Origin of the sequence: Kitasatospora sp. NPDC059408 (genome assembly GCF_042751525.1) — a bacterium.
GTDB lineage: Bacteria > Actinomycetota > Actinomycetes > Streptomycetales > Streptomycetaceae > Kitasatospora.
This window is the reverse complement of the sequence record NZ_JBHYWI010000183.1, coordinates 1-1,933: the sequence shown is the minus strand read 5'-3', so window position 1 is coordinate 1,933 and position 1,933 is coordinate 1. Positions and strand designations below refer to the sequence as shown.

General features: G+C 62.7%; 1 protein-coding gene. It reads right to left on the bottom strand.

The window, feature by feature from the left end; translation table 11 throughout:
- Window positions 1-90 precede the first annotated feature (90 nt).
- A complete protein-coding gene (gene ltrA, locus ACFXDE_RS43835) occupies window positions 91-1,350 on the bottom strand; it encodes a group II intron reverse transcriptase/maturase (protein WP_380499810.1) in 1,260 nt (419 codons plus the stop codon).
- Between the last annotated feature and the right edge of the window lie 583 nt (window positions 1,351-1,933).

Genomic DNA, 1,933 nt, shown 5'->3' with positions numbered 1-1,933 from the left:
TGCCGAGTAGCCGAGGGGAATTTCACCCCTCGGCCCTCACAGAACCGTGCGTAACAGTCTCCCGTTACACGGCTCATGCCGCTCTGATCATCAGACCGTCACGGCGCTCACGCTGATGCGCCACTGCGCGAACATGCGGGGGTATCGACGGGCGATCTCCTGCAGCTTCGCCAGGGCCTTACGCTTGGCCGCGAGCCGTTTGTACTTCTGGCGAATCCAGCGCACCAGGTAGGCGTTGATGCGCATCGCGAAGGACTCCAACTCCCACCACCGGAAACGGCCGTAGTAGTTGAGCCAGCCCGCCACGGCCGGGTTGATCCGGCGGGCGAGCTGGACGAAGGACAGACCGGTCCGAGTGTGCAGGTGCCATGACCGCACCTCCCGTCCGATCTTGGTCAGGGCTTCCCTGCTGATCGCCGGCTCGAACGACAGGAACTGCCTGCCGTCCGGAGTCCGGTTCTTCCTGGCACGGAACGTGTACCCGAGGAACGTGAACGCCTCGTGCTCGTACGAGCTTCGACGTACCTGGTCCTTGCAGTAGACGATCCGGGTCTTGTCCGGGTGCAACCGCAGCCCGACCTCGGCCATCCTGTCCCCCAGCGCGGCCAGCACCTCGCGGGCCTGGCGCTCGGTGACGCAGTGCAGCACAGCGTCATCCGCGTAGCGTTCGAACCAGATGGTGGGGAACTCCCGAACCATCCAGGCATCGAACGCGTAGTGCAGGAACAGGTTCGCCAGCACGGGAGACACCGGGGCACCCTGCGGCGTCCCCAACTCCCGTTTCACCAGGGAGCCGTCGGGCATGACGAGCGGGGCGGCAAGCCACCTGCGCACGTACAACTTCACCCAAACGGCATCCGTGTGAGCATCCACCGCCTTGACAAGCAGGTCCCAGGGCACGCTGTCAAAGAACTTCTGAATGTCGAATTCGACCACCCAGTTTCTCTGCCAGCATCGCTCCCGACACTTTCCCACCGCATCCAAGGCGGACCGTCCTGGCCGGTATCCGTAGCTGTCCGGATGGAAAATCGGCTCCACCTTCCGCGACAGATGCCGGGCCACTACGGTCTGCGCCACCCGGTCGGCGACAGCGGGAATGCCAAGCATCCTCGTGCCGCCACCGTGTGGCTTCGGGATCTCCACCGCGCGTACCGGAGGCGGAAAGTACGAGCCCGACGACATCCGATTCCAAACCTTGTACAGGTTCCCCTGAAGGTCCTTCTCGAAGTCCGCAATGCTCTGCCCGTCCACGCCCGGCGCGCCTTTATTGGCTCTGACTTCCTCCCATGCCTCCACAACTTCCCGTTTCGAAATATCAAACGGCTTGATCTGAGACTTCAACTGGCTCACCCCACTCCTCCCGGAGAACATCCGGTTGATGTGATCAACACAGTCACGAACGACCCGGCCCCTTCGCTCCGCCCCCATTACAGGGGCCTCAGCACTACTACGGGCCGGTCCGCCAGCAGGACCCGCATCGGTACTCGACCCCTCACAGTTGCGTCTGCTCGGGGCACTCCCTCTCCCCCACCAACACGATGGGGAGTATCAGGTCCTGCCTTCTCCTGTTCCGCACGGACGCAGCAGACCGGACTCACGTCGCCTACATGCCGGACACCGCCTGGCCAATAAACGGGCACCCGCCAGGCTCATCCCGGAGTTCTGGACACACCCCGGTTTCGATGCCATCTGATTTTCTTTCGACACGTCAGCGGCGATTCACTTGCGTTCGTCTTCCCGGTCCCTACCTGACGCCTCTTACGACGCCTTTTCCTCATCGCTCACCACGACGGTCTTCAGCCAACGCAGCATGAGGCGGTTTGAAGCCTCCCCCCGCAGGGCGGCTCCGAAGGGCCAATACCTTCATCATCCGTACAGCACCGCTTACAGAAGCTCCCTACAATCAACTTCCTTTCAGCGTTCAGGACGCAAG